18 protein-coding genes and 2 pseudogenes are annotated in these 24,404 nt (G+C 72.8%); 13 read left to right on the top strand and 7 right to left on the bottom strand.

The features are described from left to right. Positions 1-38 precede the first annotated feature (38 nt). Entirely contained in the window at positions 39-1,664 is a 1,626-nt protein-coding gene (locus ACIRFH_RS27095) for an ABC-F family ATP-binding cassette domain-containing protein (protein WP_403525978.1), read from the top strand. Positions 1,665-2,026: 362 nt separating this feature from the next. On the opposite strand, the gene ACIRFH_RS27090 is transcribed toward ACIRFH_RS27095, so the two are convergent. Next, positions 2,027-3,025 (bottom strand): DUF1259 domain-containing protein, encoded by a 999-nt coding sequence (locus ACIRFH_RS27090; protein WP_403525975.1) that lies wholly within the window; start codon positions 3,023-3,025, stop codon positions 2,027-2,029. Positions 3,026-3,387: 362 nt separating this feature from the next. Here ACIRFH_RS27090 and ACIRFH_RS27085 point away from each other — a divergent pair, with 362 nt between their 5' ends. Next, positions 3,388-4,362 carry an acyl-ACP desaturase gene (locus tag ACIRFH_RS27085; protein WP_403525972.1) on the top strand — a complete coding sequence of 325 codons (975 nt, stop codon included), beginning with the start codon at positions 3,388-3,390 and terminating at the stop codon, positions 4,360-4,362. An 86-nt stretch (positions 4,363-4,448) separates the two neighbouring features. Here ACIRFH_RS27085 and ACIRFH_RS27080 read toward each other — a convergent pair whose 3' ends face one another. After that, positions 4,449-4,694 carry a WhiB family transcriptional regulator gene (locus tag ACIRFH_RS27080; RefSeq protein WP_403525969.1) on the bottom strand — a complete coding sequence of 82 codons (246 nt, stop codon included), beginning with the start codon at positions 4,692-4,694 and terminating at the stop codon, positions 4,449-4,451. 203 nt (positions 4,695-4,897) lie between these two features. Here ACIRFH_RS27080 and ACIRFH_RS27075 point away from each other — a divergent pair, with 203 nt between their 5' ends. Next, positions 4,898-5,686 (top strand): VOC family protein, encoded by a 789-nt coding sequence (locus ACIRFH_RS27075; RefSeq protein ID WP_403525967.1) that lies wholly within the window; start codon positions 4,898-4,900, stop codon positions 5,684-5,686. A gap of 104 nt (positions 5,687-5,790) precedes the next feature. Here the strand turns inward: ACIRFH_RS27075 and ACIRFH_RS27070 are convergent, their stop codons facing one another. Further along, positions 5,791-6,786, bottom strand: a complete 996-nt coding sequence (locus ACIRFH_RS27070; protein WP_403525965.1) for a multicopper oxidase domain-containing protein — start codon at positions 6,784-6,786, stop codon at positions 5,791-5,793. 189 nt (positions 6,787-6,975) lie between these two features. Between ACIRFH_RS27070 and ACIRFH_RS27065 the strand changes: the two genes are divergently transcribed. Then, positions 6,976-9,453 carry a ThuA domain-containing protein gene (locus tag ACIRFH_RS27065; protein WP_403525962.1) on the top strand — a complete coding sequence of 826 codons (2,478 nt, stop codon included), beginning with the start codon at positions 6,976-6,978 and terminating at the stop codon, positions 9,451-9,453. A gap of 14 nt (positions 9,454-9,467) precedes the next feature. Further along, positions 9,468-11,648 (top strand): OmpL47-type beta-barrel domain-containing protein, encoded by a 2,181-nt coding sequence (locus tag ACIRFH_RS27060; RefSeq protein ID WP_403525959.1) that lies wholly within the window; start codon positions 9,468-9,470, stop codon positions 11,646-11,648. On the opposite strand, the pseudogene ACIRFH_RS27055 reads toward ACIRFH_RS27060, so the two are convergent. Continuing rightward, a pseudogene (locus ACIRFH_RS27055) lies at positions 11,635-11,905 on the bottom strand (ATP-dependent DNA ligase); the annotation flags it as partial. The gene ACIRFH_RS27060 and the pseudogene ACIRFH_RS27055 sit on opposite strands and share 14 nt — an antisense overlap. An 88-nt stretch (positions 11,906-11,993) precedes the next feature. Next, entirely contained in the window at positions 11,994-13,184 is a 1,191-nt protein-coding gene (locus tag ACIRFH_RS27050; RefSeq protein ID WP_403525956.1) for a zinc-dependent alcohol dehydrogenase, read from the bottom strand. Between the two features lie 230 nt (positions 13,185-13,414). On the opposite strand from ACIRFH_RS27050, the gene ACIRFH_RS27045 reads away from it, so the two are divergent. Beyond that, complete coding sequence (locus ACIRFH_RS27045) at positions 13,415-14,389, top strand: DUF3048 domain-containing protein (protein ID WP_403525953.1); 975 nt, start codon at positions 13,415-13,417, stop codon at positions 14,387-14,389. A 4-nt stretch (positions 14,390-14,393) separates the two neighbouring features. On the opposite strand, the gene ACIRFH_RS27040 is transcribed toward ACIRFH_RS27045, so the two are convergent. Beyond that, positions 14,394-14,855 (bottom strand): MarR family winged helix-turn-helix transcriptional regulator, encoded by a 462-nt coding sequence (locus ACIRFH_RS27040; protein ID WP_403525950.1) that lies wholly within the window; start codon positions 14,853-14,855, stop codon positions 14,394-14,396. A gap of 235 nt (positions 14,856-15,090) precedes the next feature. Here ACIRFH_RS27040 and ACIRFH_RS27035 point away from each other — a divergent pair, with 235 nt between their 5' ends. Genes ACIRFH_RS27035 through pcaD form a run of 7 tightly spaced genes read left to right on the top strand, consistent with a single transcriptional unit; the run spans position 15,091 to position 21,568 of the window. After that, entirely contained in the window at positions 15,091-15,873 is a 783-nt protein-coding gene (locus tag ACIRFH_RS27035) for a CoA transferase subunit A (protein ID WP_403525947.1), read from the top strand. Further along, positions 15,873-16,517 carry a CoA transferase subunit B gene (locus tag ACIRFH_RS27030; RefSeq protein ID WP_403525944.1) on the top strand — a complete coding sequence of 215 codons (645 nt, stop codon included), beginning with the start codon at positions 15,873-15,875 and terminating at the stop codon, positions 16,515-16,517. Before ACIRFH_RS27035 ends, ACIRFH_RS27030 begins: the two co-directional genes overlap by 1 nt. Continuing rightward, positions 16,514-17,716, top strand: a complete 1,203-nt coding sequence (locus tag ACIRFH_RS27025; protein WP_403525941.1) for a thiolase family protein — start codon at positions 16,514-16,516, stop codon at positions 17,714-17,716. The genes ACIRFH_RS27030 and ACIRFH_RS27025 overlap by 4 nt, the downstream gene beginning before the upstream one ends. An 18-nt stretch (positions 17,717-17,734) precedes the next feature. After that, positions 17,735-18,508 (top strand): protocatechuate 3,4-dioxygenase subunit beta, encoded by a 774-nt coding sequence (gene pcaH / locus ACIRFH_RS27020; RefSeq protein ID WP_403525938.1) that lies wholly within the window; start codon positions 17,735-17,737, stop codon positions 18,506-18,508. A gap of 5 nt (positions 18,509-18,513) precedes the next feature. Beyond that, positions 18,514-19,119, top strand: coding sequence for a protocatechuate 3,4-dioxygenase subunit alpha (gene pcaG / locus ACIRFH_RS27015; RefSeq protein ID WP_403525936.1), 606 nt, complete (start codon positions 18,514-18,516; stop codon positions 19,117-19,119). After that, on the top strand, positions 19,116-20,453 hold the full coding sequence (gene pcaB, locus ACIRFH_RS27010) for a 3-carboxy-cis,cis-muconate cycloisomerase (protein WP_403525933.1): 1,338 nt from the start codon (positions 19,116-19,118) through the stop codon (positions 20,451-20,453). Before pcaG ends, pcaB begins: the two co-directional genes overlap by 4 nt. A 2-nt stretch (positions 20,454-20,455) precedes the next feature. Continuing rightward, on the top strand, positions 20,456-21,568 hold the full coding sequence (gene pcaD / locus ACIRFH_RS27005; protein ID WP_403525930.1) for a 3-oxoadipate enol-lactonase: 1,113 nt from the start codon (positions 20,456-20,458) through the stop codon (positions 21,566-21,568). 10 nt (positions 21,569-21,578) lie between these two features. On the opposite strand, the pseudogene ACIRFH_RS27000 reads toward pcaD, so the two are convergent. Continuing rightward, positions 21,579-24,253 (bottom strand): annotated as a pseudogene (locus ACIRFH_RS27000) (ATP-binding protein). Positions 24,254-24,404: the final 151 nt, after the last annotated feature.

Genomic DNA, 24,404 nt, shown 5'->3' with positions numbered 1-24,404 from the left:
TGCCCCTGACCGCATCAAGCAACCGCGGAGACCCCCGTATGTCCACATCCATCACCTGTACGTCCCTCTCCTTCGCCTGGCCCGACGGCACCACCGTCTTCGAAGGGCTCGACACCGCGTTCGGCCCCGGCCGGACCGGGCTCGTCGGAGTCAACGGCTCGGGGAAGTCGACCCTGTTGAAGCTCATCGCCGGACAGCTCACCCCGGCCGACGGGACCGTCCAGGTGGCCGGCGAGATCGGCCACCTCCCGCAGAACGTCACGCTCGACACCGGCCTGCGGGTCGACGAGGCGCTCGGCATCGCCGCGCAGCGGGCCGCGCTGCACGCCATCGAGGCCGGTGACGTGGCCGAGGAGCACTTCGAGACCGTCGGCGACGACTGGGACGTCGAGGAGCGCGCCCTCGCCACGCTCGGCGAACTCGGCCTCGGCCACGTGTCGCTGGACCGCACCATCGGCGAGGTGTCCGGCGGCGAGTCCGTCCTGCTCCGGCTGGCGGCCCTGCTGCTGCGCCGCCCCGACGTCCTGCTGCTGGACGAGCCGACCAACAACCTCGACCTGTACGCCCGCGAACGGCTGTACGCGGCCGTCTCCTCCTGGCCGGGGGTGCTGGTCGTGGTCAGCCACGACCGGGAGCTCCTCGACCTCGTCGACCAGATCGCCGACCTGCGGTCCGGCGGGATCACCCGGTACGGCGGCAACTTCTCGTCGTACGAGGAGGCCCTGGCCGTCGAGCAGGAGGCGGCGGAGCGCATGGTGCGCGTCGCCGAGGCCGATCTGCGCAGGCAGAAGCGCGAGCTGTCGGACGCCCAGGTCGTCCTGGCCCGGCGCAAGCGGTACGGACAGAAGATGTACGACACCAAGCGCGAGCCCCGGGCGGTGATGAAGCTGCGCAAACGCACCGCCCAGGAGTCCGCCGGCAAGTACCGCATCATGCACGAGGAGAAGCTCGCCGAGGCCAGGGAACGGCTCGACGACGCGGTGGAGGCCGTGCGGGACGACGACGAGATCCGCGTCGACCTGCCGTACACGGCCGTACCGCCGGGCCGGACGGTGCTCACCCTGCGGGACCTGGAGCTCGCGCACGGGGCGCGCGTGGCCGGCGGTCTCGATCTGCACGGTCCCGAGCGGATCGCGCTGACCGGGCGCAACGGCGCGGGCAAGACCACGCTGCTGCGCACGATCGCCGGGGAGCTGGAGCCGGTGTCGGGCGAGGCGACCGCGCACGTCCCGCTGCGGTTCCTGCCCCAGCGCCTCGACGTCCTCGACGACGAACTGACCGTCGCCGAGAACGTGGCCCGCTTCTCGCCGGGCGCGACGAACAACCGGATCCGGGCGCGGCTGGCCCGCTTCCTGTTCCGGGGCGCCCGGGCCGACCAGAAGGCGGCGACCCTGTCCGGCGGCGAACGCTTCCGGGCCACGCTGGCCGCGCTGATGCTGGCCGAACCCGCGCCCCAGCTGCTCATGCTGGACGAGCCGACGAACAACCTGGACCTGGCGAGCGTCCGGCAGCTCACCACGGCCCTGGAGTCGTACGAGGGAGCGCTGATCGTGGCCAGTCACGACATGCCGTTCCTGGACTCGATCGGCGTCACGCGCCGGCTGCTGCTGGAGGAGGGAGAGCTGAAGACGTTCACGCCGGACGCCGTCACGCCTCCCGCCTAGTGCCGCGGCAGGCGACGTTCGCCCGGTGAGGAGCGGCGTCCGGTGCGTGCTCCGGAGGTCCCCCGGCCGGAGGCTGGGGGAGTGCCGGCCGGAAGCCCTCGCACTGGACGTACTCGGGCTTCCGTCCGGTACGGCGAGTGGGGGCACCCCCTCCGGGGGAGCGTGCCGGGCGTCGCGACGGGACGCACGTCGCCTGTCGCGGCACCAGCAGCGGCCTGTGTCGGCTGGACAGGGGGTGGGCCGGCGCACCGTGGCCGGGCCGGATGCGGGAACCGCGGTGCGCCGGGCCGGCCGGGGCGGGGGCGAAGCCCAGGACGTCGTCGACGTCGAGCGGGCGGGTGATCGCTCGTCGGGGCCGGCCCTCAGGCCGCTTTCAGGGGCATGGGGACGACGTCGGTGGCGTCCAGGGCCGGCCGGAGGCCCTTGGCGAGGCGCACGGCATCGCCGACGGCCCAGTAGTGGACGAAGAACAGGCGCGGCTCGTCGGACAGGTTGTGGTGATGCAGTTCGACGAGGTCGATCCCCCCACGTCGCAGGGCCCTGAGGGCGGGCTGGACCTCGTGGGCGACCAGTGCCAGGTCGCCGCTGAGCGCGGCCCGTCCACCGCCGAGCGGCTGGAAGCCGACGGCGCTGGTGGAGCCCAGTCCCGGAGGCAGGATCACATGGCCGTCGGTGATGGTCTCGCGGCGGACGTACGTGCATCTGTAGATGCTGTCGTCGGCGTAGCCCTTGACGCCCAGCACGGCGTCGATCGCGGCGGTGTCCAGGTCCGCGGGCGGCGAGACGGCAAAGGGTTCGGCGAGCGGGGTGCCGGTGCGTTCGAGCGCGGCGCGCAGGCCGCGGGCGAGGGCGACCGGGTCGTGGCCGTGGGCGTGCACATGGACCCACCAGACGGCCGGCTCATGGGCGAGCAGGTGCTTGTGGATGGCGGTCTGTTCGATCCCGTGCTGGTGCAGGACGTCGCTGAAGCGCTGCAGTTCGCGCTCGGTGACCACGGTGTCGCCCATCAGGAGGGTGCTGTGGTCGGCGTAACGGACGAAGGACACGTGCGTGCCCAGAGCGAGTGCGGGGTCGATCCGGATGCCGCGGGAGAGGACCGCGAGGTCCCAGCGCGGAAAACCCGTGTGGTACATGAACCGCCTCATGTCACCGGTCCGTCCGAGGGCCTTGCCCACGTCCGCCCAGTCCGTCAGCACGGTCATCACGGGCTCGACCGGTGTGCCGTCCTTCCGTCCCGCGGGCCGGGCGTCGGCGCGGGCGGGCATCCCGGCGAGTACGGGCGCCAGGGCCGCCGCGGCCAGTACCCGGCGCCGGGACGCGGGCGGACCGGAGCGGGTGTTCTGCTGTCGATCGTCGACCATGTCGTATGCCTCCTGGCGCGATGGAAGCACGGGAGGCCGCACGGACCGGTGACCCGCACCGTCACGACGGCCAGGTGGGTCAACAGTCGGGGAGAACCGGGGGACACCGACGGAGGTTGCCCTCCCGCGGACCCGCACCGCGCGACGGCCGCCCGGCGTCGCCCACGCCCGTCGCCCGTTCGGCCCATGGCCTGCGGACCCGGACCGCGCCGCGCCCCGTGGACGGCGATTGATCAGCGGTCTTTACCGTGCGCTTAACCTACGGTCTCGTAACCTACGGTTTCGTAGCCTACGATCCCGTAGGTTCCCGGCACCGCTCGCCGGTTCGCATTCCGCTCTGACGCACGTCCCCTGGAGTACCCGTGACGATCACCTCTCCGCACTTCGGCACTTCCGCCGCTTGGACCGACGCCCGGCTGCTGTACGCCCTGGAAGAAGTGGTCGAGAGGGAACTGAACCGGCATCTGCAGGTCGCCAAGGACTGGATGCCGCACGAGTACGTGCCGTGGAGCGACGGCCGCAACTTCCCGGGGTTCTTCGAGGACGGCGAGGCCTGGGAGAAGGAGCAGTCCAAGGTCACCGAGATCGGCCGGATCGCGCTCGTGGTGAACCTCCTGACGGAGGACAACCTGCCCAGCTACCACCACGAGATCGCGAGCCTGTTCGGCCGCGACGGCGCCTGGGGCACCTGGGTGCACCGCTGGACCGCCGAGGAGGGCCGGCACGGCATCGTGATGCGCGACTACCTGCTCGCCTCGCGCGCCGTCGACCCGGACAAGCTGGAGCAGTTCCGCATGGCCCACATGAGCGAGGGCTTCGAGTCGGACAACCGCCACTCGATGCTGCACTCGGTGGCGTACGTCGCCTTCCAGGAGCTGGCCACCCGCATCTCGCACCGCAACACCGGCCACCAGTCCGGCGACCCGGTCTGCGACCGCATGCTGGCCCGCATCGCGACCGACGAGAACCTGCACATGGTCTTCTACCGGAACCTGCTCAAGGCCGCCTTCGAGCTCGCGCCCGACCTGACGATGCAGGCGGTGCGGGACGTGGTCGTGAACTTCCGGATGCCCGGTCACGGCATCCCCGGCTTCGAGCGCGCCGCCGCGCAGATGGCCATCGGCGAGGTCTACAACCTGCGCATCCACCACGACGACGTGATCCAGCCCGTGCTGCGCTTCCTGAAGATCATGGAGATCGACGGCCTCGGCCCCGAGGGGCGGCAGGCCCAGGAGGAGCTCGGCCTGTACATGGGCGGGCTGGACGCGGAGGCCGCCAAGTTCGACGAGAAGCTGGCGGCGCGCAAGGCGCGCATGGCGGCCCGCGCGGCGGGCTGACCGCACCCTCGGTGGTACGGCGCCGAGGCCGGGGCAGGACGCCCCGGCCTCGGCGCCGTACCCCGTACGCGTCGTGCGGACCGGGCTCAGCGCGTGGCGCGCCGCAGTGCCAGCCGTTCCTTCTCCGACAGCCCGCCCCAGACGCCGAAGCGCTCGTCGTGGGTCAGCGCGTACTCCAGGCAGGCCGAGCGGATCGGGCACCGGGCGCAGATCCGCTTCGCGTCCCGCACGGAGCTTCCCGGCTCGGGAAAGAAGAAGTCCGCCCCGGTCTGCGCGCACAACGCCTCCTGCTGCCAGGTGAGGTCGGGCGTCGCGATCGTGTCGATGTGCATGGGCAGGAGTGTGCCCGGTGGCGAAAAACGTCCGATCAACGCGGGATCAACGCCGCCCGGCCGGACCCGCGACCGTCCCGGCGGACCTCCCGATGGTCTCCCGGGCGGGTACGGGCGAGCACGGCGGCGCGCGGGAGCGACGACCGGTGGTCGGTGGAAGACTCGGCAGTGCAGGCAACGGGACCCTTCCGAGGAGGGCGATGATGCTCACCACCCGTTTCGTCACCGGCGCCCCGAACTGGACCGACGTCGGCACGCCCGACATCGACGGCGCCGCGTCCTTCTACGGTGCCCTCTTCGGCTGGCGGTTCCGGTCGGCGGGGCCCGAGGCCGGGGGCTACGGCTTCTTCGAACTGGACGGCCGGATCGTGGCCGGCGGCGCGCGGACGGCGCCGGAGCAGGGACCGCCGTCCTGGACGGTGTACTTCCAGACCCCCGACGCCGAGGCCACCGCCGGGGCCTCCGAGCAGGCCCGCGGCGGTGTGCTCATGCGGCCGATGGACGTGATGGGCCAGGGCACCGTGGCGGTGCTCGCCGACCGGGCCGGGGTGGTGTTCGGCGTGTGGCAGCCGGGGCGGCTGGGCGGCCTGGGCGTGGCCGGCACGACCGGTGCGCTGTGCTGGGTCGAGCTGTACACGCCGGACGTCGCGGCCGCCGCCGCGTACTACCGGGCGGTGCTGGGGCTGGAGACCTCCGCCGTCCCGTTCCCCGGCGCCGGGACGTACACGTGCCTGAACCCGGCCGGGGAGGGCGAGGAGAGCATGTTCGGCGGCGTCGTCCCGCTCGCCGACGACCCGCTGGAGACGGATGCCCACTGGCTGCCGTACTTCGCGGTCGCCGACACGGACGCCACGGTCGCCCGAGCCGGTGAACTGGGCGGCACGGTGCGGATGCCCGCGACGGACGTCGAGGGCGTCGGACGTCTCGCCCGGCTCGCCGACCCGTACGGCGCCCGGTTCGCGGTGCTCAGGCCGGCGCCTCGGGAGAGGTGAGCGGCGCACCCGGTCCGGCATGCCCGGGCGGGGGCGCGGCGGACCAGGGTGGTCGCCGCACCCCCGGGAAAGGGGCGCACCGTCATGGGGGAAGAGATGCGCCGTCAGTGCTCGTGCTCCGTGGCCTTCCCGGCCGTCCCGGCGTGCTCGTGCGGGTCGTACCCGGGGATCGTGCCGTCCGTCTTCTTCACCAGGAACAGCCCCACCATCCCCATGTCGGAGTGGCTCTGCACGTGGCAGTGGTACATCCACGCCCCGGCGCCGACCCCCTCCCCCGCGATCACCTGGAAGCCGAAGGAGTCCGCCGGGCCGACGATCTTGTTGTCGACGACCCGGCTGGGGTCCTCGGGGCCGGTGAGCAGGCCGGTGCGGTTGTCGGCCCAGCGGTGACCGTGCATGTGGAAGGTGTGGTAGTACTCGCCGTGCGTGATCATGACGAACTCGACGCGGTCGCCCACGGTGGCCTCGAAGTCGGGTCCCGTGTGCGGGGCGCGGTTGTTGATCCGCATGTCGTTGAAGACGATGGTGTGCGTGGCGTCCGGCAGGACGTCGCCCTTGCGTCGCACGATCACCGGGCCGTAGAGGCCGCCCCGGATGCCGCCGGTGCCGTGTTCGGTGCCGACGACGTGGTCGTGGTAGTGCCAGTACCCCGCGCTGCCCGGCCGCCAGGTGCCGTCCCCCCGGCGGCCGGGGGCGTGGGTGCGCCAGGTGTAGGTGCGGGTGCCCCCGGGCTCGACGTCGCTCCGGTTCGTCTTCGTGCCGTCGCTGGAGATCTCGTAGTCGAGGCCGTGGACGTGCAGACTCGCCGCCACGTCCATGGTGTTGGTGAACTCGATGTGCAGGGTGTCGCCCTCGTTGAGCTCGATCAGCGGGCCCGGGATCGTCGCCTTCCCCTTCTCCAGGCCGTACCCCATCTGCCCGTCGGGCAGCTTCTCGGCGTACAGCCTGATGTGCCTCACCTCGCCGCCGGCCGGAGCCGTCGCCGCCTGCACCGCCCGCGGCCGGTCGGCGGCGCCCGCCGTCCCCGAGGCCGCGGACAACGATGTCGCCGCGACAGCGCCGCCCAGCAGCACCCGCCGGTTGAAGCCGCGCCTGTCCATGCCGAACTCCCCACGCTGGTACGGAATTTGCTCAGACGTAGCTGTGATGAGCCTGTGAGACGGTACCGGGCCCCGCTCTGTTTATCCACACTCAGGACAAAGTTCGATCCATCCCGGTGATACCTATTGGCGGATCGCGCAAAGAGGTCTAACTTCCTTGGCGCTGCTGCCGTGACCGAGGAGGTGCCCATGCACTTACGAGGGTTGAGCGCGAGAAGAAAGGGCTGGGCGGCGTTCGCGACCGCCGGGTTCGTCGCCGCCGGACTGCTGTCGGGACCCGCCGCCAGCGCGCGCCCGGCGCCGGAGCCGTCCCTGACAACGATGTCCATCCAGTCGCCCCCGGGCGGCGCCAACGTACGCGTCCTGATCTTCTACGGGTCCGCCGCGGCCGGCGACGAGTCGCCGGTGGTGAACGCCGGGATCGCGGCGATCGAGCGGATCGGCCTGTCCGGTCCGGCGAGGGAACGCTTCAAGGTCGAGGCCACGGACGACGCCTCGGTCTTCACCAACGAGAGGAAGCTCGGCCGCTTCAACGCGATCGTGTTCCTGACCGGGGGCGGCGACGTCCTCGATCCGGACCAGGAGGCGGGCCTGGAGGCGTACATGGAGGCCGGCGGCGGTTTCGTCGGCATCCACGACGCGGCCCGCGCGGAGCCGTACTCGGACTGGTTCACCGGCCTGGTCGGCGCCCGGCCGGCCGCGAACGGCCCGACGGACGTCCAGCGGGCCACCGTCGAGGTCGGCGACCGGAACCACCCGGCCACCAAGGACCTGCCGGTGCAGTGGAAACGGCCGGACAAGTGGCTGAACTGGCAGAAGAACCCGTCCGGCGACGTGCACACGGTCGCCCGGGTGCGCGAGTCGACGTACCGGCCCGGCGCGAGCGCCAACGGGTGGGACCACCCGGTCAGCTGGTGCCGGGACTACGACGGCGGGCGGTCCTTCTACACCGGCATGGGCGGCACGGTGTCGTCGTACGACGAGGCCGACTTCCGCACCCATCTGCGCGGCGCCCTGCTGTGGACGACACGGCTGGCGCAGGCCGACTGCAAAGCCACCATCACCGGCAACTACAAGGCGGAACGGCTCACCCAGCCCAACCAGCCGGGCCGGAACGACCAGATCGGCGAGCCGCACGGCCTGGTCACCGCGCCCGACGGCCGGGTGTTCTCCATCGGCCGCGGCGGTGCGGACTCGTCCCAGCCCGTGATCACGGACTGGAACGACCCCGACATCGGCAAGGGCAAGGGCCAGATCCACGTCTGGGACCCGAAGACCGGCAAGGTCACGCTCGCCGGTGAGCTGACCGTCTTCGGCAACAAGGGCGGCGGCGACGAACTCGTCAAGGTCGAGGAGGGTCTGCTCGGCATCGAACTGGACCCGGAGTTCGAGAAGAACGGGTGGGTGTACCTGCACTACACACCGCACTCCGGGATCAACCGCGAGACCCACATGGCCGAGCGGCGCGTCTCCCGCTTCACGCTCGACCGGGCGACGGACAAGCTGGACCTGGGCAGCGAGAAGGTGCTGCTCAAGTGGCCGGTGCAGATCCACAGCTGCTGCCACGCGGGCGGCGGGATGGCCTGGGACTCCAAGGGCAACCTGTACATCGCCACCGGTGACAACAACTCCAGCGGCTTCAGCGGCGGTTACTCGGGCAACAACCCGGAGCCCAACTTCAAGGGCGTGTCCTTCGCCGACGCGCGCCGCACCGCCGGCAACACCAACAACCTCAACGGCAAGATCCTGCGCATCCACCCGGAGCCGGACGGGACGTACACGCTCCCCGAGGGCAACCTGTTCACCGGCAAGGAGACCGCCGAGGGCGGCGGCAAGACGCGCGGCGAGATCTACGTGATGGGCGTGCGCAACCCGGCACGCATCTCCGTCGACAAGTCGACCGACACCCTCTACGCGGGCTGGGTCGGCCCGGACGCGGGCGCCCCGTCGCCGACGTGGGGCCCGGCGAAGTACGACACGTTCGCCGTGATCACCAAGGCGAGCAACCGCGGCTGGCCGTACTGCATGGGCAACAAGCAGCCGTACCGGGACCGGAACCTGCCGGACCCGTCGAAGCCGCTGGGCTGGTACGACTGCGACCACCCGAAGAACGAGTCGCCGAACAACGACGGCCTGGTCAACCTGCCGCCGGTGACCGGCAACAACATCTGGTACTCGCCGCAGGGCGGCGGCCCCGACTTCCCGCGCGACGCGAGCGGGGTCCCCTCGTACAAGGAGAGCGAGGCCACCTACAGGCTGCCCTGGCTCAAGGGCGGCGGCCAGGCCGCGATGAACGGTCCGGTCTACCGCTACGACGCGGCGAGCACGAGCGCCGTCAAGTGGCCGGCCTACTGGGACGGCAAGTGGTTCGTCGGCGACTTCTACGACGCCGACCAGCCGCGCAACGCGGTGCTCATGGACCCGAGGACGCAGGGCGACGGCGGTCTGCCGGCGCACGCGGAGTCACTGAAGAAGATCGTGCCGATCGGCAACGACGGCATCAAGAACCTGATGGACTGGAAGTTCGGTCCGGACGGCGCGCTGTACGTCCAGGACTACGGCCGCGGCTTCTTCACCTCGGACTCCAAGTCGGCCCTGTGGCGGGTCACCTACAAGGGCGGCGGGCCCACCCCGGCCGCCGGACAGCTGGCGAGGGGGACCGAGTGACACACCGGCGAAGAATGTGGGCCGCCCTGCTGGCCGGCCTGCTGATGCTGCTCGGCCTGCAGGCCACGTCCGCCACCGGACAGCCCAGGACCGCGGCTCGGGCCGCCGAACAGGTCCTCACCTGGACCGCCGGCGACGACATCACCAAGTACACCTCCGCACCCGGGACGGCGGTGGCCGGACCGGCGACGATCGTCTTCGAGAACAGCGCGGCGACCGGCAACACCACCGGCATGCCGCACACGCTGACGTTCGTGACCGGCGACCCCGAGTACAACAGCGACGTCCAGCTGAACATCCTGGCCAACCCGTTCGACGCCCAGGGCGGCAGGCACACCGCCGAGGTCACCCTCACCCCGGGCCGCTACCTCTACCACTGCACCATCCCCGGCCACGGCCAGATGCAGGGCGTGCTCGTGGTGACCGAGGGCGGCGGCGCGGACACCACGGCGCCCGAGACCTCGGCGGACGTCGAGGGCACGCGGAACGCCCAGGGCCAGTACGTCGGCGCGGCGAGCGTGACGATCGCCGCGACCGACGCCGGGTCCGGTGTGGACCGCGTCGAGTACGCGATCGGCGCCGACGGCGCCTGGCAGCCGTACACCGCACCGGTCGTCGTCGACCGGGTCGGCGACCACACGGTGCGCTACCGGGCGTTCGACAAGGCGGGCAACGCCGCCGCCGAGAAGAGCGTCACGTTCACCGTGGTCGCCCCGCCGACCGACGACAAGACCCCGCCGGAGACCTCGGCGACGGTCAGCGGCGAGAAGAACGCGGACGGCGCGTACCTCGACATGGCGACGGTGACGGTCACCGCCTCCGACACCGGCTCGGGTGTCAACACCATCGAGTACGCGATCGGTGACGGCGCCTGGCAGCCGTACACCGCACCGGTGATGGTGCATCAGGTGGGTACCCACACCGTGCGCTACCGCGCCACCGACAAGGCGGGCAACGCCGCGGCGGACAAGAGCGTCGGGTTCACGGTCGTCGCCGCTCCCCCGCAGGACACCACCGCCCCGGTGACCGGCGCGACCGTGGCGGGCACGAAGAACTCCGCCGGCGCGTACGTCGGCAGCGCCAAGGTGACCGTCAGCGCCACCGACGAGGGCGGTTCCGGCGTGGCCGGCATCGAGTACTCCCTCGACGCCGGCCCCTACCTGGCGTACACCGCGCCGGTGGTCGTCGACCGGGTCGGCGCGCACACCGTGACGTACCGGGCGAGCGACAGGGCGGGCAACACGTCCGAGCCGCGGAGCGTGAGCTTCACGGTGGTGGCGGGCGGGGGCGTGCCCGCGCCGCCCTGCCCCGAGTACGACGAGCGGCTGACGGTGATCGTCGGCACGGTCGACTCCGGGGTGCCGAACCGGGTGACGAACAACCGGTGCCGGATCAACGAGCTGATCGAGGACGAGAAGGAGTGGACGTCCCAGGCGCTCTTCCTCAAGCACGTCGGAGAGGTCCTGGACGCGCTGCTGGACGAGGGGGTCGTCGACAAGCGGGAGGTCAGGGCGATCAACAAGGCCGCCCGCCAGTCCGGGATCGGCAAGCCCGGCCAGACCGAGGGCTACCGCACGATCCTCGACGGCAGCCAGGAGTCGTTCGCGAAGTGGGAGCAGGTGGGCGGTGGTTCGTTCGCGCTGAACGGGGACGGATCGATCACCTCCAGCACCAGCACGCCGGGCATGGGCATGCTGTGGTTCCCCGAGCGCACGTACGGCGACTTCTCGCTGAAGCTCCAGTGGCGCGACGACGCACCGGGCACCGGCAACGCCAACGGCGGTGTGTTCGTGCGCTTCCCGTGGGTCCACGACCACCCGGAGGAGTCCCGGCCGGAGTGGGTCGCCATCAAGTACGGGCACGAGGTGCAGGTGTTCGACAGCCCGAGCGGCGACATGTACAAGACCGGGTCGGTCTACGGCTTCGACCGGGTCGGACTCGCCGGGGCCGGCGTCACCGGGAAGGGCACCTGGAACGACTACGAGATCCGGGTGGTCGACCAGCACTACTCGGTCTACCGCAACGGTGTGCTGATCAACGAGTTCGACAACATCGGCGGGCAGGACTTCTACCCGGCGCGCTCGGACGACCCGGGCACCGACGGGCGGCGGTTCGCCGCCGGCTACATCGGGCTCCAGGTGCACAGCACCTCGGACGTGATCTCGTACCGGGACGTCCGGATCAAGGAGTTGTAGGCCGCGGTCTCCCGGTCCGGCTCGGCCGTACCCGCCTGGGTTCCCCCGACGTCTTCGGGTGACCGGGCGGGTACGGCAGGTCGCCGGGTCCGTGGTCGTGTTCGTCCGTGCCCGCGTGCACGTCGCCGGGTTCGGCGAAGCGCGCGGGCATGGTCGTGCCGTCGAAGTCCCTCGGGTGCGCGACGCCGGCCTCCTCCCGGCGCGGCGGCACGCGGGCGGGGGCGCACCGGGCAGGCGGAGGCGACGGTGCGGTCCCGGTCGGCGGAGAGCCGCGCCTGCCCCCCGGCCGGCGGAGCCGGTCCGCCACCGACCTGACGGAGGTCCTCGGTGGCCCGTGAGCAAGCCCTACGGCTTCATCAGGACCTTGACCGCGCCGTCCTGCTTCTTCTGGAACATCTCGTACGCGTGCGGCGCCTCGGCGAGCGGGACGCGGTGGGTGGCGAAGTCGTCCACGCCGAGCGGGTCCTCGTCGGTGAGGTACGGGAGGATCTCGTCGCTCCAGCGGCGTACGTTGGCCTGGCCCATGCGCATCTGGATCTGCTTGTCGAACAGGGTGAGCATGGGCATCGGGTCGGCCATGCCGCCGTAGACGCCGCTCAGCGAGATGGTGCCGCCGCGCCGCACCAGGTCGATGGCGGTGTGGAGGGCCGCGAGCCGGTCGACGCTGAAGCGCTCCGCGAGGGGTCCGCCGACGGCCCGGGGCAGCACGGCCGCGGACTGCTGGACCAGCTTGGCGACGGTGCTGCCGTGCGCCTCGGTGCCGACCGCGTCGATCACGGCGTCGGGGCCGCGGCCGCCGGTCTCGTCGTGGATGGCGGCGACCAGTTCCTTCTCGTTGTCGAAGGCCCGCAGGTCGTACGTCTCCACGCCCCGCGCGCGGGCCCGCTCCAGCCGCTCGGGCACCAGGTCCACGCCGAACACGCGTCCGGCGCCCTTGACCTGCGCGACCCGGCAGGCCATGTCGCCGATGGGGCCGAGTCCGAGCACGGCGACGCTGCCGCCCTGCGGGACGGCTGCGTACGCGACGGCCTGCCAGGCGGTGGGCAGGACGTCGGAGAGGTAGACGAAGCGGTCGTCGGCGGGGCCCTCGGGCACCTTGATGGGTCCGTACTGGGCCTGCGGTACGCGCAGGTACTCGGCCTGGCCGCCGGGCACCGCGCCGTACAGGCGGGTGTAGCCGAACAGCGGGGCGCCCATGCCCTCGCCGGTGACCTGGGTGGTCTCGCACTGGGTCGGCAGCCCGGTGTCGCACATGTAGCAGTGCCCGCACGCGATCTGGAACGGCACCACGACCCGGTCGCCGGGCCTGAGGCCCCTCGCCTCGGGGCCGACCTCCTCCACGATGCCCATGGGCTCGTGGCCGAGGATGTCGCCGGGGGTCATGAACGGTGTCAGCACCTCGTAGAGGTGGAGGTCGGAGCCGCACAGCCCGCTGGACGTGACGCGGACGACCGCGTCCGTCGGCTCCTGGATCTTCGGGTCGGGAACGTCCTCGACCCGTACGTCCCGCTTGCCCTGCCAGACCACTGCCTTCATCGCCTCGCGCTCCCTCCGTCGCCCGTGCGCGTCGGTCCTGCGTCGCGACCGGGTACCCCGGGGCTCCCCCACCGAACCGCCACCGGTTCGGCCGAACAGCGGATTCCGGGTGCGTTATCAGATTCAGTCGGGTATGGCCATAAGCGCCTTCAGAAGCGAACAATCACTGATACGAAATGGGTGGGCCGGTGGTCGGAATGCGACGCAGGACGCGCAGGTGGGACCGTGCCATGAGGCGCGGGGCACGGGCCGGCACCGTACCTGCGCTGCTGGCCGCGGCGGTGGCGGCCTCTCTGGCGGCGGGCTGCACGGCTCCGCCGGCGGCGCGGGAGGACGACGGCCGGGCACCCCACCTGGAGCGGTCGCACGGCACGCACGGCCTGCGCGGCGCGGGCCCCGTACTGGCCGTCAAGGTCGACAACGCGCCCGAGGCCCGGCCGCAGAGGGGCCTGGACGCCGCGGACGTCGTCTACGCGGAACCGGTGGAGGGCGGGCTGAGCCGTCTCATGGCGGTCTACGCCACCAGGCTGCCGCAGTCGGTCGGACCGGTGCGCAGCGCCCGCGAGTCCGACCTGGAGCTGCTGGGCCAGTTCGACCGGCCGACGCTCGCGTTCTCCGGCGCGCAGAGCAAGCTGCTCCCGCTGATCGACCGGGCGCCCCTGCGGGCCGAGACGCCGGACCGGGCGCCCGACGCCTACGTCCGCGACGAGGGCCGCCCCGCACCGCACAACCTCTACCTGCGGCCGGACCGGCTGCTGCCGTCGCCCGCGGGCGCCGCCGCGCTGACCACGGGCTACCGCTACGGCAAGGCCCCCGAGGGCGGCCGGGTCGAGACCTCGCGCACGGTGCGCTATCCGGCGGCGAGCTTCACCTTCACCTGGTCGGCGAGCCGCGGTCGGTGGCTGATCGCCCTGGACGGCGACGCGGCCGGCCAGGGCGACGGCGGGCGCCCGGCACCGGCGACGGTCGTCGTCCAGCACGTGAGGGTGCGCGAGTCCGCCTTCCGCGACTTCCTCGGCAACAACTCGCCGTACGTGGAGTCGGTGGGCTCCGGGAAGGCGGAGGTGCTGCGCGACGGGCGCTCCTACGACGTGACGTGGAAGCGCGGGGCGGCCGAGGAGGGCACGGTCTTCACCGCCGGGGACGGCACGCCGGTGAACTTCGCCGAGGGCCCGGTGTGGGTGGTGTTCACAAGAACGCCCTGACCGGTCAGGGGGCCACCACGGGTTCGGACGGGTTGCGGAGCCCCTCGGCGGCGTCCGCGACCCGTCGGATCAGGTCGAAGAACACGGCCTGTTCGGCGGCGGAGAGGGGGGCGAGGAAGACCTGGTTCATCCGGGCCGTCCGCACGCTCAGCCTGCGGTGGACGCGCAGCCCCTCGTCCGTCGGGCGCAGCAGGAAGCGGCGGCCGTCCTGCGGATCGCGGACCTTGTCCAGCAGCCCGCGGCGGTCGAGCCTGCTGATCACCTCGGCGATGGTGGACCGGTCGAGTCCCACCCGCTCTCCCACGGTGCGCTGGTCGAGGCCCGGTTCGGCGACGAGCGCGTTGAGGACCGCGAACTGCGGCGAGGTGGTCTCCTCGGAGACCATCGTGTTCCACAGCAGGTGGTGCGCCTGCTGCAGCCGCCGGGCCAGATGCCCGGGGTGGGTGGTCAGATCGACCGCGGCCATGTGCGCTCCCCTAGCGGCGATGTTCGTCGGTGCACTGACGATACACGGCGGCCCCCGACCCTGCCTGCCCCCTTCCCGAGCGACTCACCTCGCACTTTTCGAGGTATTGACGCCCCGGTCATCCGGTGGCACCGTGTGGGCCATCTCGCCGAAATACTCAGTGCCCTGATTAATTCGCGGATTCGAATGCGCGGGACGCACGTCCCGGGCGCTTGGAAGAGATGGGGCTTCTCGGATGGACAAGGTGGTGGCCACCGCCGCTGGGGCGGTGGCCGACGTGCCGGACGGCGCATCGCTCGCGGTGGGCGGTTTCGGTCTCAGCGGTGTGCCGAACGTGCTGATCCAGGCGCTCCACGAGCGCGGGGTCGGCGGGCTGTCGGTCGTCTCCAACAACTGCGGCGCGATGGACTCGGGACTGGCCGTCCTGCTGGCCGCGGGACGCATTGCCCGGGTGACCGGGTCCTACATCGGGGGGAACAAGGAGTTCGCGCGCCAGTACCTCGGCGGTGAGATCGAGGTGGAGATGATCCCGCAGGGCACGCTGGCCGAGCGGCTGCGGGCCGGCGGTGCGGGCATCCCGGCCTTCTACACGCCGGCGGGCGTCGGCACGCAGGTCGCCGAGGGCGGTCTGCCGTGGCGCTACGACGGCTCCGGCGGCGTCGCGCTGGCGTCGCCGCCGAAGGAGGTCCGCGAGTTCGACGGGGAGGAGTACGTGCTGGAGCACGGCATCCGCACCGACTTCGCCCTGGTCAGGGCGGCGAAGGGCGACCGGCACGGCAACCTGGTGTTCGCGAGGTCGTCGCGGAACTTCAACCCGCTGGCGGCCATGGCGGGCCGGATCACCGTCGCCGAGGTGGAGGAACTGGTGGAGCCCGGCGAGATCGACCCGGACGCCGTGCACCTGCCGGGGATCTTCGTGCAGCGCGTCGTCGCGCTGACCCCGGAGCAGGCCGCCGACAAGAAGATCGAACGGCGCACGATCTCCGCGCCTCCGGCACGAGGGACGGTGAGCTCCTGATGGCCTGGACGCGTGAACAGATGGCCGCGCGGGCCGCGCGTGAGCTCGAGGACGGACAGTACGTCAACCTCGGCATAGGCCTGCCGACGCTGATCCCGAACCATCTCCCCGAGGGCGTGGAGGTGACCCTGGAGTCCGAGAACGGCATCCTGGGCACCGGCCCGTACCCCACCGACGACCAGGTCGACCCCGATCTGATCAACGCCGGCAAGGAGACCGTGACGGTCCTGCCGGGCGCCTCCTTCTTCGACTCGGCGCTGTCGTTCTCGATGATCCGCGGCGGGCACATCGACGTCGCCGTGCTCGGGGCGATGCAGGTCTCCGCCACCGGTGACCTCGCCAACTGGGCCGTCCCAGGCAAGATGATCACCGGGATCGGCGGGGCGATGGACCTCGTCCACGGCGCGCGCACGGTCATCGTGGTGATGACCCACACCGCGAAGGACGGCTCGCCCAAGATCCTGAAGGAGTGCACGCTGCCGCTCACCGGCAAGGCGTGCGTGAACCGGATCATCACCGACCTCGGCGTCCTCGACGTCACCGGCGACGGCCTGGTCCTGGTGGAGACCGCGCCGGGCGTGGCCGTCGACGAGGTCGTCGCCGGGACCGACGCCGAACTCACCGTCGCGGAGGGCCTGAGGTGAAGGACGTCTACGTCGTCGACGCGGTGCGCACCCCGTTCGGCAAGTACAACGGCTCCCTGGCGGGCGTGCGCCCGGACGACCTGGCCGCGCACGCCGTCCGCGGACTCCTCGCCCGCACCCCCGGCCTGGACCCGTCCCGGATCGAGGACGTGTACTTCGGCAACGCCAACGGCGCCGGCGAGGAGAACCGCAACGTCGCCCGCATGGCCGCCCTGCTGGCCGGCCTGCCCGTCTCCGTGCCCGGGGTGACCGTGAACCGGCTGTGTGCCTCCGGCCTGGAGGCGGTGGTCCAGGCCGCCCGCGCCATCGCGGTCGGGGACGCGTCGATCGTCCTCGCGGGCGGCGTGGAGTCGATGACCCGGGCCCCTTACGTGCTGCCCAAGTCGGACCGGCCGTTCCCGGCCGGGCACACCGAGCTGTACTCGACCACCCTGGGCTGGCGCATGGTCAACCCGAGGATGGACCCGCGGTGGACCATCCCGCTCGGCGAGTCGGCGGAGCTGATCGCGGACAAGCACAGGATCGGGCGGGAGCAGCAGGACGCGTTCGCCCTCGCCTCCCACCGCAAGGCCGCGCGTGCGCAGGCGGACGGCCTGTTCGACGTCGAGCTCGCGCCGGTGCCGGTGCCGCGGCGCAAGGGCGACCCGGTCGACTTCGCCGCCGACGAGTGCGTACGCCCGGACGCCTCCCTGGAGGCGATGGCCAAGCTGAAGCCGTCCTTCCGCAGCACGGGCGGCACGGTCACCGCCGGGAACGCCTCGCCGCTCAACGACGGCGCCGCGGCCCTGCTCCTCGTCGACGAGGAGGGCCTGAGGGCCACCGGCCGCGAACCGCTCGCCCGGATCCGCGCCACCGGCGTCTCGGCGACCGACCCCCAGTACTTCGGCCTGGCCCCCGTGGAAGCCGTGAACCGCGCTCTGGCGAAGGCCGGCCGGACCTTCGCCGACCTCGACGTCCTCGAACTCAACGAGGCCTTCGCCGCCCAGGTGCTGGGCTGCGTGGCCGAGTGGCCCGAGTTCGACCCGGAGATCCTCAACCCGCAGGGCGGTGCCATCGCCCTCGGGCATCCGCTCGGCGCCTCCGGCGCCCGCCTCGCCGGCACCGTCGCCCACCAGCTCGCCCGCAAGGGCTCCGGCACCGGCGTCGCCACCCTCTGCATCGGCGTCGGCCAGGGCCTCGCCCTCGTCCTCGACCGCTAGCCACCCACGGGAACCGTCATGACTCTCACCCAGCACGACATCGACGCGGAGATCGCGGCCGAGCACGCCGCCTACGAGAAGCGGGTCGCCGACGGCGGGCCCGTCGAGCACCACCCGCGCCGCGACTACGCCCCCTACCGCTCCTCGGTGCTGCGCCACCCCAAGCAGCCGCCGATCAACATCGACGTCACCAAGGACCCGGAGCTGGTCGAGCTGTCCTCCCCCGCCTTCGGGGAGCGGGACCTCACCGGCATCGACAACGACCTGACCCGGCAGCACACCGGGGAGCCGGTCGGCGAGCGCATCACCGTCTCCGGCCGCCTCCTCGACCGCGACGGCAGGCCCGTGCGCGGGCAGCTCGTCGAGATCTGGCAGGCCAACTCGGCCGGCCGCTACGCCCACCAGCGCGAGCAGCACGACGCCCCGCTGGACCCGAACTTCACGGGTGTGGGCCGCACCCTCTCCGACGACGACGGTTTCTACCGCTTCACCACCGTCCAGCCCGGCCCCTACCCCTGGCGCAATCACGTCAACGCCTGGCGCCCGGCCCACATCCACTTCTCGGTCTTCGGCTCGGCGTTCACCCAGCGGCTCGTGACGCAGATGTACTTCCCGAACGACCCGCTGTTCCCGTACGACCCGATCCTGCAGTCCGTGACCGACGACGCCGCCCGGCAGCGGCTGGTCGCGACGTACGACCACAGCCTGTCCGTGCCCGAGTTCTCCCTCGGCTACCACTGGGACATCGTGCTCGACGGCCCGAACGCCACCTGGATCGAAGAAGGACGCTGACCGCCATGACGAAGATCGACACCAGCGGCCCGGAGAACGTGCTGCCCACCCCGTCGCACACGGTCGGCCCGTTCTACGGCTACGCGCTGCCCTTCCGCGGCGGCGAGGACATCGCGCCCCTCGGGCATCCGGACACCGTCACCGTGCACGGGTACGTGTACGACGGCGAGGGCCGGCCGCTGCCCGACGCCCTGCTGGAGGTGTGGGGTCCGGACCCCGACGGCAAGGTGCCCACCGCCGACGGATCGATGCGACGCGACCCCGCCTCCGGTGGCTTCCTCGGCCGCAACGGCGTGGAGTTCACCGGCTTCGGCCGCATCCAGACCGACGCCGACGGCCACTGGTACGTGCGGACGCTGCGCCCCGGGGCGCGCGGACGGAACGCGCCCTACCTCAGCGTGTGCGTGTTCGCGCGCGGTCTGCTCGTGCACCTGTTCACCCGGATCTACCTGCCGGGCGACGACGCCGCGCTGGCCGCCGACCCGCTGCTGTCCCGGGTGGACGCGGAACGCCGCGGCACGCTGGTCGCCGGGGACGAGGGCAACGGCACGTACCGTTTCGACATCCGCCTTCAGGGCGAAGGCGAAACGGTCTTCCTGGAGTACCAGTGACACCTCCCGACGCCGAACCGAGCCTGCTCGCCCCCGGGTGGGCGGGCTCGCCGGCCGCCGACGCGACCGACGACCGCGCCTTCCTGCGGGCCCTGCTCGACGCGGAGGCGGCGCTGACCCGGGCCCAGGCCGGGCTGGGGCTCGCCCCCGCCGGGGCGGCGACCTCCGTGACCGGGGCCGCCGACCCGGCCCGCTTCGACGTGCGCTCGCTCGCCGAGCGCGCCCGCGGCGGCGGCAACCCGGTGATCCCGCTGGTCGCGGACCTGACGGAGGCGGTCGGCGAGGAGTACGGGCCGTACGTGCACCGGGGCGCCACCAGCCAGGACATCATGGACACCGCGACGATGCTGGTCGCCGCCCGCGCCCTCGACGTGCTGCTGCCCGACCTCGCCCGCACGGAGCGGGCACTGGGCCGGCTGGCGGCCGAGCACCGGGACACCCCGATGCCGGGCCGGACGCTGACCCAGCACGCCGTGCCGACGACCTTCGGGCTGAAGGCGGCCGGCTGGCGCACGCTGGTGCTCGACGCCCGGGACCGGATCACCGCCGTACGCGACTCCCTGCCCGCCCAACTCGGCGGCGCGGCGGGCACCCTGGCGGCCTTCGGGGCGTACGGCGCCGAGGACGCGACCGCGCTGCCCGGGGCGTACGCCCGCGAACTGGGCCTGAGGGCCCCACTGTTGCCCTGGCACACCCTGCGCACCCCGGTCGCCGACCTCGCCGGCTGCCTCGCCTTCGCCGCCGGGGCCCTCGGGAAGATCGCCGCGGATGTGCTGACGCTCTCCCGCACCGAGCTCGGCGAGGTGGCGGAGGGCGGCGGCGGCGGCTCGTCGGCGATGCCCCACAAGGCCAACCCCGTGCGCTCCGCGCTGATCGCGGCGGCGGCCCGGCGCGCACCGCAGCTCGCGGCCACGCTGTACGGCTCCCTCGCCGCCGAGGACGAGCGCCCGGCCGGTGCCTGGCACGCCGAGTGGGAGCCGCTGCGTGACCTGCTGCGGCTGACCGGCGGCGCCGCGCGCGACGCCGCCGAACTGACCGAGGGCCTGCGGGTGCGTCCGGACGTGATGCGGACGCACCTCGGCCTCACCCACGGACTGATCGTGTCCGAGCGGCTCTCCGCCGAGCTGGCGCCGGTGCTCGGGCGGGCCCGCGCCAAGGAGCTGCTCACCGAACTCGCCCGGCGCACCTGGGACGAGAACCGCACTCTGGGCGAACTGCTCGCCGAAGTACCGGAGTTGGAGGACACCGGCCTCGACCTCGACGCCCTGACCGACCCCGCCCGCTACACCGGCTCCGCCGGAGCCCTGACCGACCGTGCTCTGGAGCGACGTTGACCATGCTCAACCACCTGACCGAAGGCCCCGCCTCAGCTCCCCCGCTGCTGCTCGGTCCCTCGCTCGGCACCTCCTACGCCCTGTGGGACGAGGTGGCGCCCGAGCTGTCCATCGGGCACCGGGTGATCCGCTGGGACCTGCCGGGGCACGGCGGTTCGGCGGCGGACCTCATCGGTCCCGGCGCCACCGTCGGCGACCTCGCCGGCCTGGTGCTGGCGCTCGCCGACTCGCTCGGCGTCGAGCGGTTCGCCTACGCGGGCGTCTCCCTGGGCGGTGCGGTGGGCCTGCATCTGGCCGCGCACCACCCCGAGCGCGTGTCGTCGCTGGCCGTCGTCTGCTCGTCGGCGCATTTCAACGGTGCGAAGCCGTGGGAGGAACGGGCCGCGCTGGTGCGCGCGGAGGGGCTGGACGGGCTCGCCGAGAGCGCCGACGCCCGCTGGTTCACCCCCGGGTTCACCGTGCCCCGGCTGGTGCGGGACCACCGGGAGGCCGACCCCGGGGCCTACGCCGCGTGCTGTGACGCGCTGGCCGCGTTCGACCTGCGGGACCGGCTCGGCGGGATCACCGCGCCCACCCTGCTGATCGCCGGCCGCGAGGACCCGGCCACGCCGCCCGCGCACCTGCGGGAGATCGCCGACGCCGTGCCGGGCGCGGCGCTGGTGGAGATCCCGGGCGCCTCGCACCTGGCGCCCGCCGAGCGTCCCGAGGCGGTGCTGACCGCGCTGCGCGGGCACTTCGACGGGGGTGCCAAGCGGGGCATGGCGGTACGGCGCGAGGTGCTGGGCGACGCGCACGTGGACCGGGCGCAGGGACGGCAGACCCCGTTCACCGCGCGGTTCCAGGACTTCATCTCGCGCTACGCCTGGGGGGAGATCTGGACCGACGGGACGCTCTCGCGCCGCGAGCGCAGCATGGTCACGATGACGGCGCTGGTGGCGCACGGCCACTACGAGGAGCTGGCCATGCACGTGCGGGCGGCCCGCCGCAACGGCCTCACGCCGGACGAGATCGGCGCGGTACTGCTCCAGACGGCCGTGTACTGCGGGGTGCCGGCGGCCAATTCGGCGTTCGCGGCGGCCCAGCGGGTGCTGGCCGAGGAGGACGACACCCCCTGACCCCGGCGGCTCAGCCCGCGAGTCCCGCCAGGGCCTCGCGGGCCTTCGCCACCAGTCCGTCCGAGCCGCACGAACGCGCCAGCGCCAGGCCCCGTTCGAGTTCCGTCCGCGAGCGGGCCGCGATGCCGTACTCGACGCGGGCGGCGGCGTGCTCGTACTGGCACGGCGAGGCCTCCAGGTAGGTGACCGCCTGGGCGGCGAGCCGCACCGCGCGCTGTCCCGTCTCCAGGGCGGCGGCGCAGCGCAGGGCCTCCCCTATGGCGGTGTCGGTGCCGAAGCGCTCGGCCTGGCGGCGGGCGTCGGAGGCCAGTCGGGCGGCGCGGCCGGGGTCCTCCGCGGCGAGGGCGCGGGCGAGGTCGGTCGCCCAGGGGACCACCACCGGATTGTGCCGGCCGCGCGCGGCGGCGGCCTTCTCGGCGGCCTCCAGTTCGTTGACGCCGTCCTCGGTGCGGCCGGTGGCGATCAGCAGCCGGCCGCGGACGGTACGGGGGTCGGGCAGCACGATCGTGGAGGGGTACGGCGGGCGAAGCCGTACCGGTCGGCGAGCGAGCCGGCCTCCTCGACGTGGCCGCGGGCGAGCAGCGTGTCTATCAGGTTGCAGATCGCGGACCAGTACAGCGGCAGGCCGCGGCCGACGCGCTCGGCGATGCGCAGCGATTCGCGCAGGGATTCCTCGGCCTCCCTGAGGCGGCCCCGCCTGCGGTGGCCCAGGCCGACGTAGGCGTGCGCGAGGGCGAGGTGGCCGCCGCTCCAGCCCGCGGTCTCGTAGGCGCGCAGCGCTTCGGTGAACAGGGCCTCGGCGCGGTCGAGCCGGTCGCAGTAGGCGTAGGCGCTGGCCAGCATCATGGGCAGTTCCAGGCCCCACTCGGTGTCGGTCCAGCCGAGTCCGGGGGCGAGGCGGCCGTTGACGAGGGCGCGGTCGCACAGTTCGACGACCTCTTCGGCGTTCTCGCCGTGGGTCATGGCGTCGAAGCCGCGCAGGATGAGCAGGGCGCGTTCGGCGTTGTCGCGGCCGGTGCAGGTCGCGGCGAGTTCGGCGAGGCGCGCGGAACGGTCGGGCGAGGCGGTCTCACCCGCGTGTATGCCCTCCCACATGTACTGGACGGCCTGGAGGCGCAGCCGCCCGGAGGGATCCGCGGTACGGGCGGACTCCGCCTCGACGGTGCGGACGGCCTCCTCCAGCTGGTCGTTGTGGAGGAGGGCCTGGGAGAGCCGGAAGACGGCGTCGACGCGTTCGTCGCCGTCGAGGCCGGGCATGGCGAGGGCGGCGCGCAGGTGCCCGATGGTGGTGGCGGGCGCGGTGAGCAGGGTGGCGCAGCCGAGTTCGTACAGCACGCGCGCGTGCGCTTCGGGCAACGGCGGTTCCTGCAGTGCGCGTTCGAGACACTCCCGGGCCGCGTCGGGTGCGCCGACGGCGAGGTGTTCGCGGGCGGCCTCGCGCAGTTGCCGTACGACGTCCTGGTCGTCCTCGGGGTGGACCTGGAGGAGATGACGGGAGGCGGCCGCGGCGCCGAGCCCGGAGTCGGTGACGAGCTGGGCGGCGATGCCGTGCATGGCGGTGCGCAGCGCGCCCGGGATGGAGTCGTAGACGGCGGTGGCGATCAGCGGGTGGACGAACTCCAGCTCGTCCCCGGCGGGCCGGCCGGCGGCGGGGTCGGGCGCGGCGAGGATGCGGTCGACGGTGAGCAGTTCGGCGCAGCGGACGGCGGCGTCGCGGCCGAGGGTGGCGATGTGGGCCACCCTGTCGACGGTGATGCCGGTGCCGAGGATGGCGGCGGCCCAGGCGAACCGGGTGGCGTCCACGCCGAGTTCCTCCAGGCGGGCGACGACCCCGCCGCCGCGGGCGGAGCGGTTCAGGGCGCGCAGTTCGGCGGCCCGGGCCTCGACCGGCTCCAGTTCGCTGTCCTTGACCTTGGCGAGCAGTTCGACGGTGTCGTAGGGGTTGCCGCCGGTGACGGCCCACACCTCGCGGCAGAACGCGCTGTCGGCGTGGGTGCCCACGGTGACGCGGGTGAGCCCGGCGGTCGCCTCGGGGGTGAGGACGCTGAGCGGGGCGAGGGTGCGGCCCTCGGCCTCGGCCGCTTCCAGGTGGTGTGCGCCGTCGCCGGCGAGGTCGCCGGGCCGGCGCGCGACCACCAGCAGGACGGAGATCTCGTCGAGGCGCTCGGCGAGCGCGGCGAGCCAGCGCAGGGTCTCCTGGTCGGCCCAGTGGACGTCGTCGACGAGCAGGACCAGCGGCCACTCCCGGCGGGCCAGCCGGCTCACGGCGGCGACCAGCCCGTCGCACACGCCCTGCGGGTCGGCCTGCCGTTCGCCGGGTTCTGCTATGCCGAGGGCGGGGCCCGCTATGTCGTACCAGTCGCCGAGGTACTCGCGCGCCTCCTCGGGGAGCATGCACACGAGGGCCGGCTGGAGCAACTGCCGTACGACGTTGAAGGGGACGGAGCGCAGGGTCTCGCCGCCGCGCGCCGACCAGACGGTGCAGCCGCGGGCCTCGGCGATGCGGCGGGTCTCGGCCAGCAGCGCGGTCTTACCCAGTCCGGCCTCGCCCCGGCACACCAACAGGCTGCCGGCGGACGAGTGGTCCGCGCACAGGGTGTCCACCGCCCGTGTGACGGCGGCGACTTCCTCGTCGCGCTCCCACAGGGCGGCCGAGGCGGCGGCCGTGGGCCGTACCTCCGTCATCCCGCTACCTCCCCATGTCGCCCGTACGACGTACAGACGCTGAGCCTAGCGGCCCGATCGCCCCGGTGGTATGCGGCCGGGGCGGCAGTTGCCGTGACGGGTGACATGCGGTAAAGCGCGGACGACACGCCGGGCGCCCCACCAGCGGCGG

Origin of the sequence: Streptomyces sp. NPDC093586, assembly GCF_044764905.1 — a bacterium.
GTDB lineage: Bacteria > Actinomycetota > Actinomycetes > Streptomycetales > Streptomycetaceae > Streptomyces.
This window is presented reverse-complemented; position numbering and strand designations above follow the sequence as displayed.

Excerpts from the sequence above, each read along its gene's own strand:
- ACIRFH_RS27095 (WP_403525978.1), top strand. The coding sequence starts at position 39 with ATGTCCACATCCATCACCTGTACGTCCCTCTCCTTCGCCTGGCCCGAC.
- ACIRFH_RS27090 (WP_403525975.1), bottom strand. The coding sequence starts at position 3,025 with ATGGTCGACGATCGACAGCAGAACACCCGCTCCGGTCCGCCCGCGTCC.
- ACIRFH_RS27080 (WP_403525969.1), bottom strand. The coding sequence starts at position 4,694 with ATGCACATCGACACGATCGCGACGCCCGACCTCACCTGGCAGCAGGAG.
- ACIRFH_RS27075 (WP_403525967.1), top strand. The coding sequence starts at position 4,898 with ATGCTCACCACCCGTTTCGTCACCGGCGCCCCGAACTGGACCGACGTC.
- ACIRFH_RS27070 (WP_403525965.1), bottom strand. The coding sequence starts at position 6,786 with ATGGACAGGCGCGGCTTCAACCGGCGGGTGCTGCTGGGCGGCGCTGTC.
- ACIRFH_RS27065 (WP_403525962.1), top strand. The coding sequence starts at position 6,976 with ATGCACTTACGAGGGTTGAGCGCGAGAAGAAAGGGCTGGGCGGCGTTC.
- ACIRFH_RS27060 (WP_403525959.1), top strand. The coding sequence starts at position 9,468 with ATGTGGGCCGCCCTGCTGGCCGGCCTGCTGATGCTGCTCGGCCTGCAG.
- ACIRFH_RS27050 (WP_403525956.1), bottom strand. The coding sequence starts at position 13,184 with ATGAAGGCAGTGGTCTGGCAGGGCAAGCGGGACGTACGGGTCGAGGAC.
- ACIRFH_RS27045 (WP_403525953.1), top strand. The coding sequence starts at position 13,415 with ATGAGGCGCGGGGCACGGGCCGGCACCGTACCTGCGCTGCTGGCCGCG.
- ACIRFH_RS27040 (WP_403525950.1), bottom strand. The coding sequence starts at position 14,855 with ATGGCCGCGGTCGATCTGACCACCCACCCCGGGCATCTGGCCCGGCGG.
- ACIRFH_RS27035 (WP_403525947.1), top strand. The coding sequence starts at position 15,091 with ATGGACAAGGTGGTGGCCACCGCCGCTGGGGCGGTGGCCGACGTGCCG.
- ACIRFH_RS27030 (WP_403525944.1), top strand. The coding sequence starts at position 15,873 with ATGGCCTGGACGCGTGAACAGATGGCCGCGCGGGCCGCGCGTGAGCTC.
- pcaH (WP_403525938.1), top strand. The coding sequence starts at position 17,735 with ATGACTCTCACCCAGCACGACATCGACGCGGAGATCGCGGCCGAGCAC.
- pcaG (WP_403525936.1), top strand. The coding sequence starts at position 18,514 with ATGACGAAGATCGACACCAGCGGCCCGGAGAACGTGCTGCCCACCCCG.
- pcaD (WP_403525930.1), top strand. The coding sequence starts at position 20,456 with ATGCTCAACCACCTGACCGAAGGCCCCGCCTCAGCTCCCCCGCTGCTG.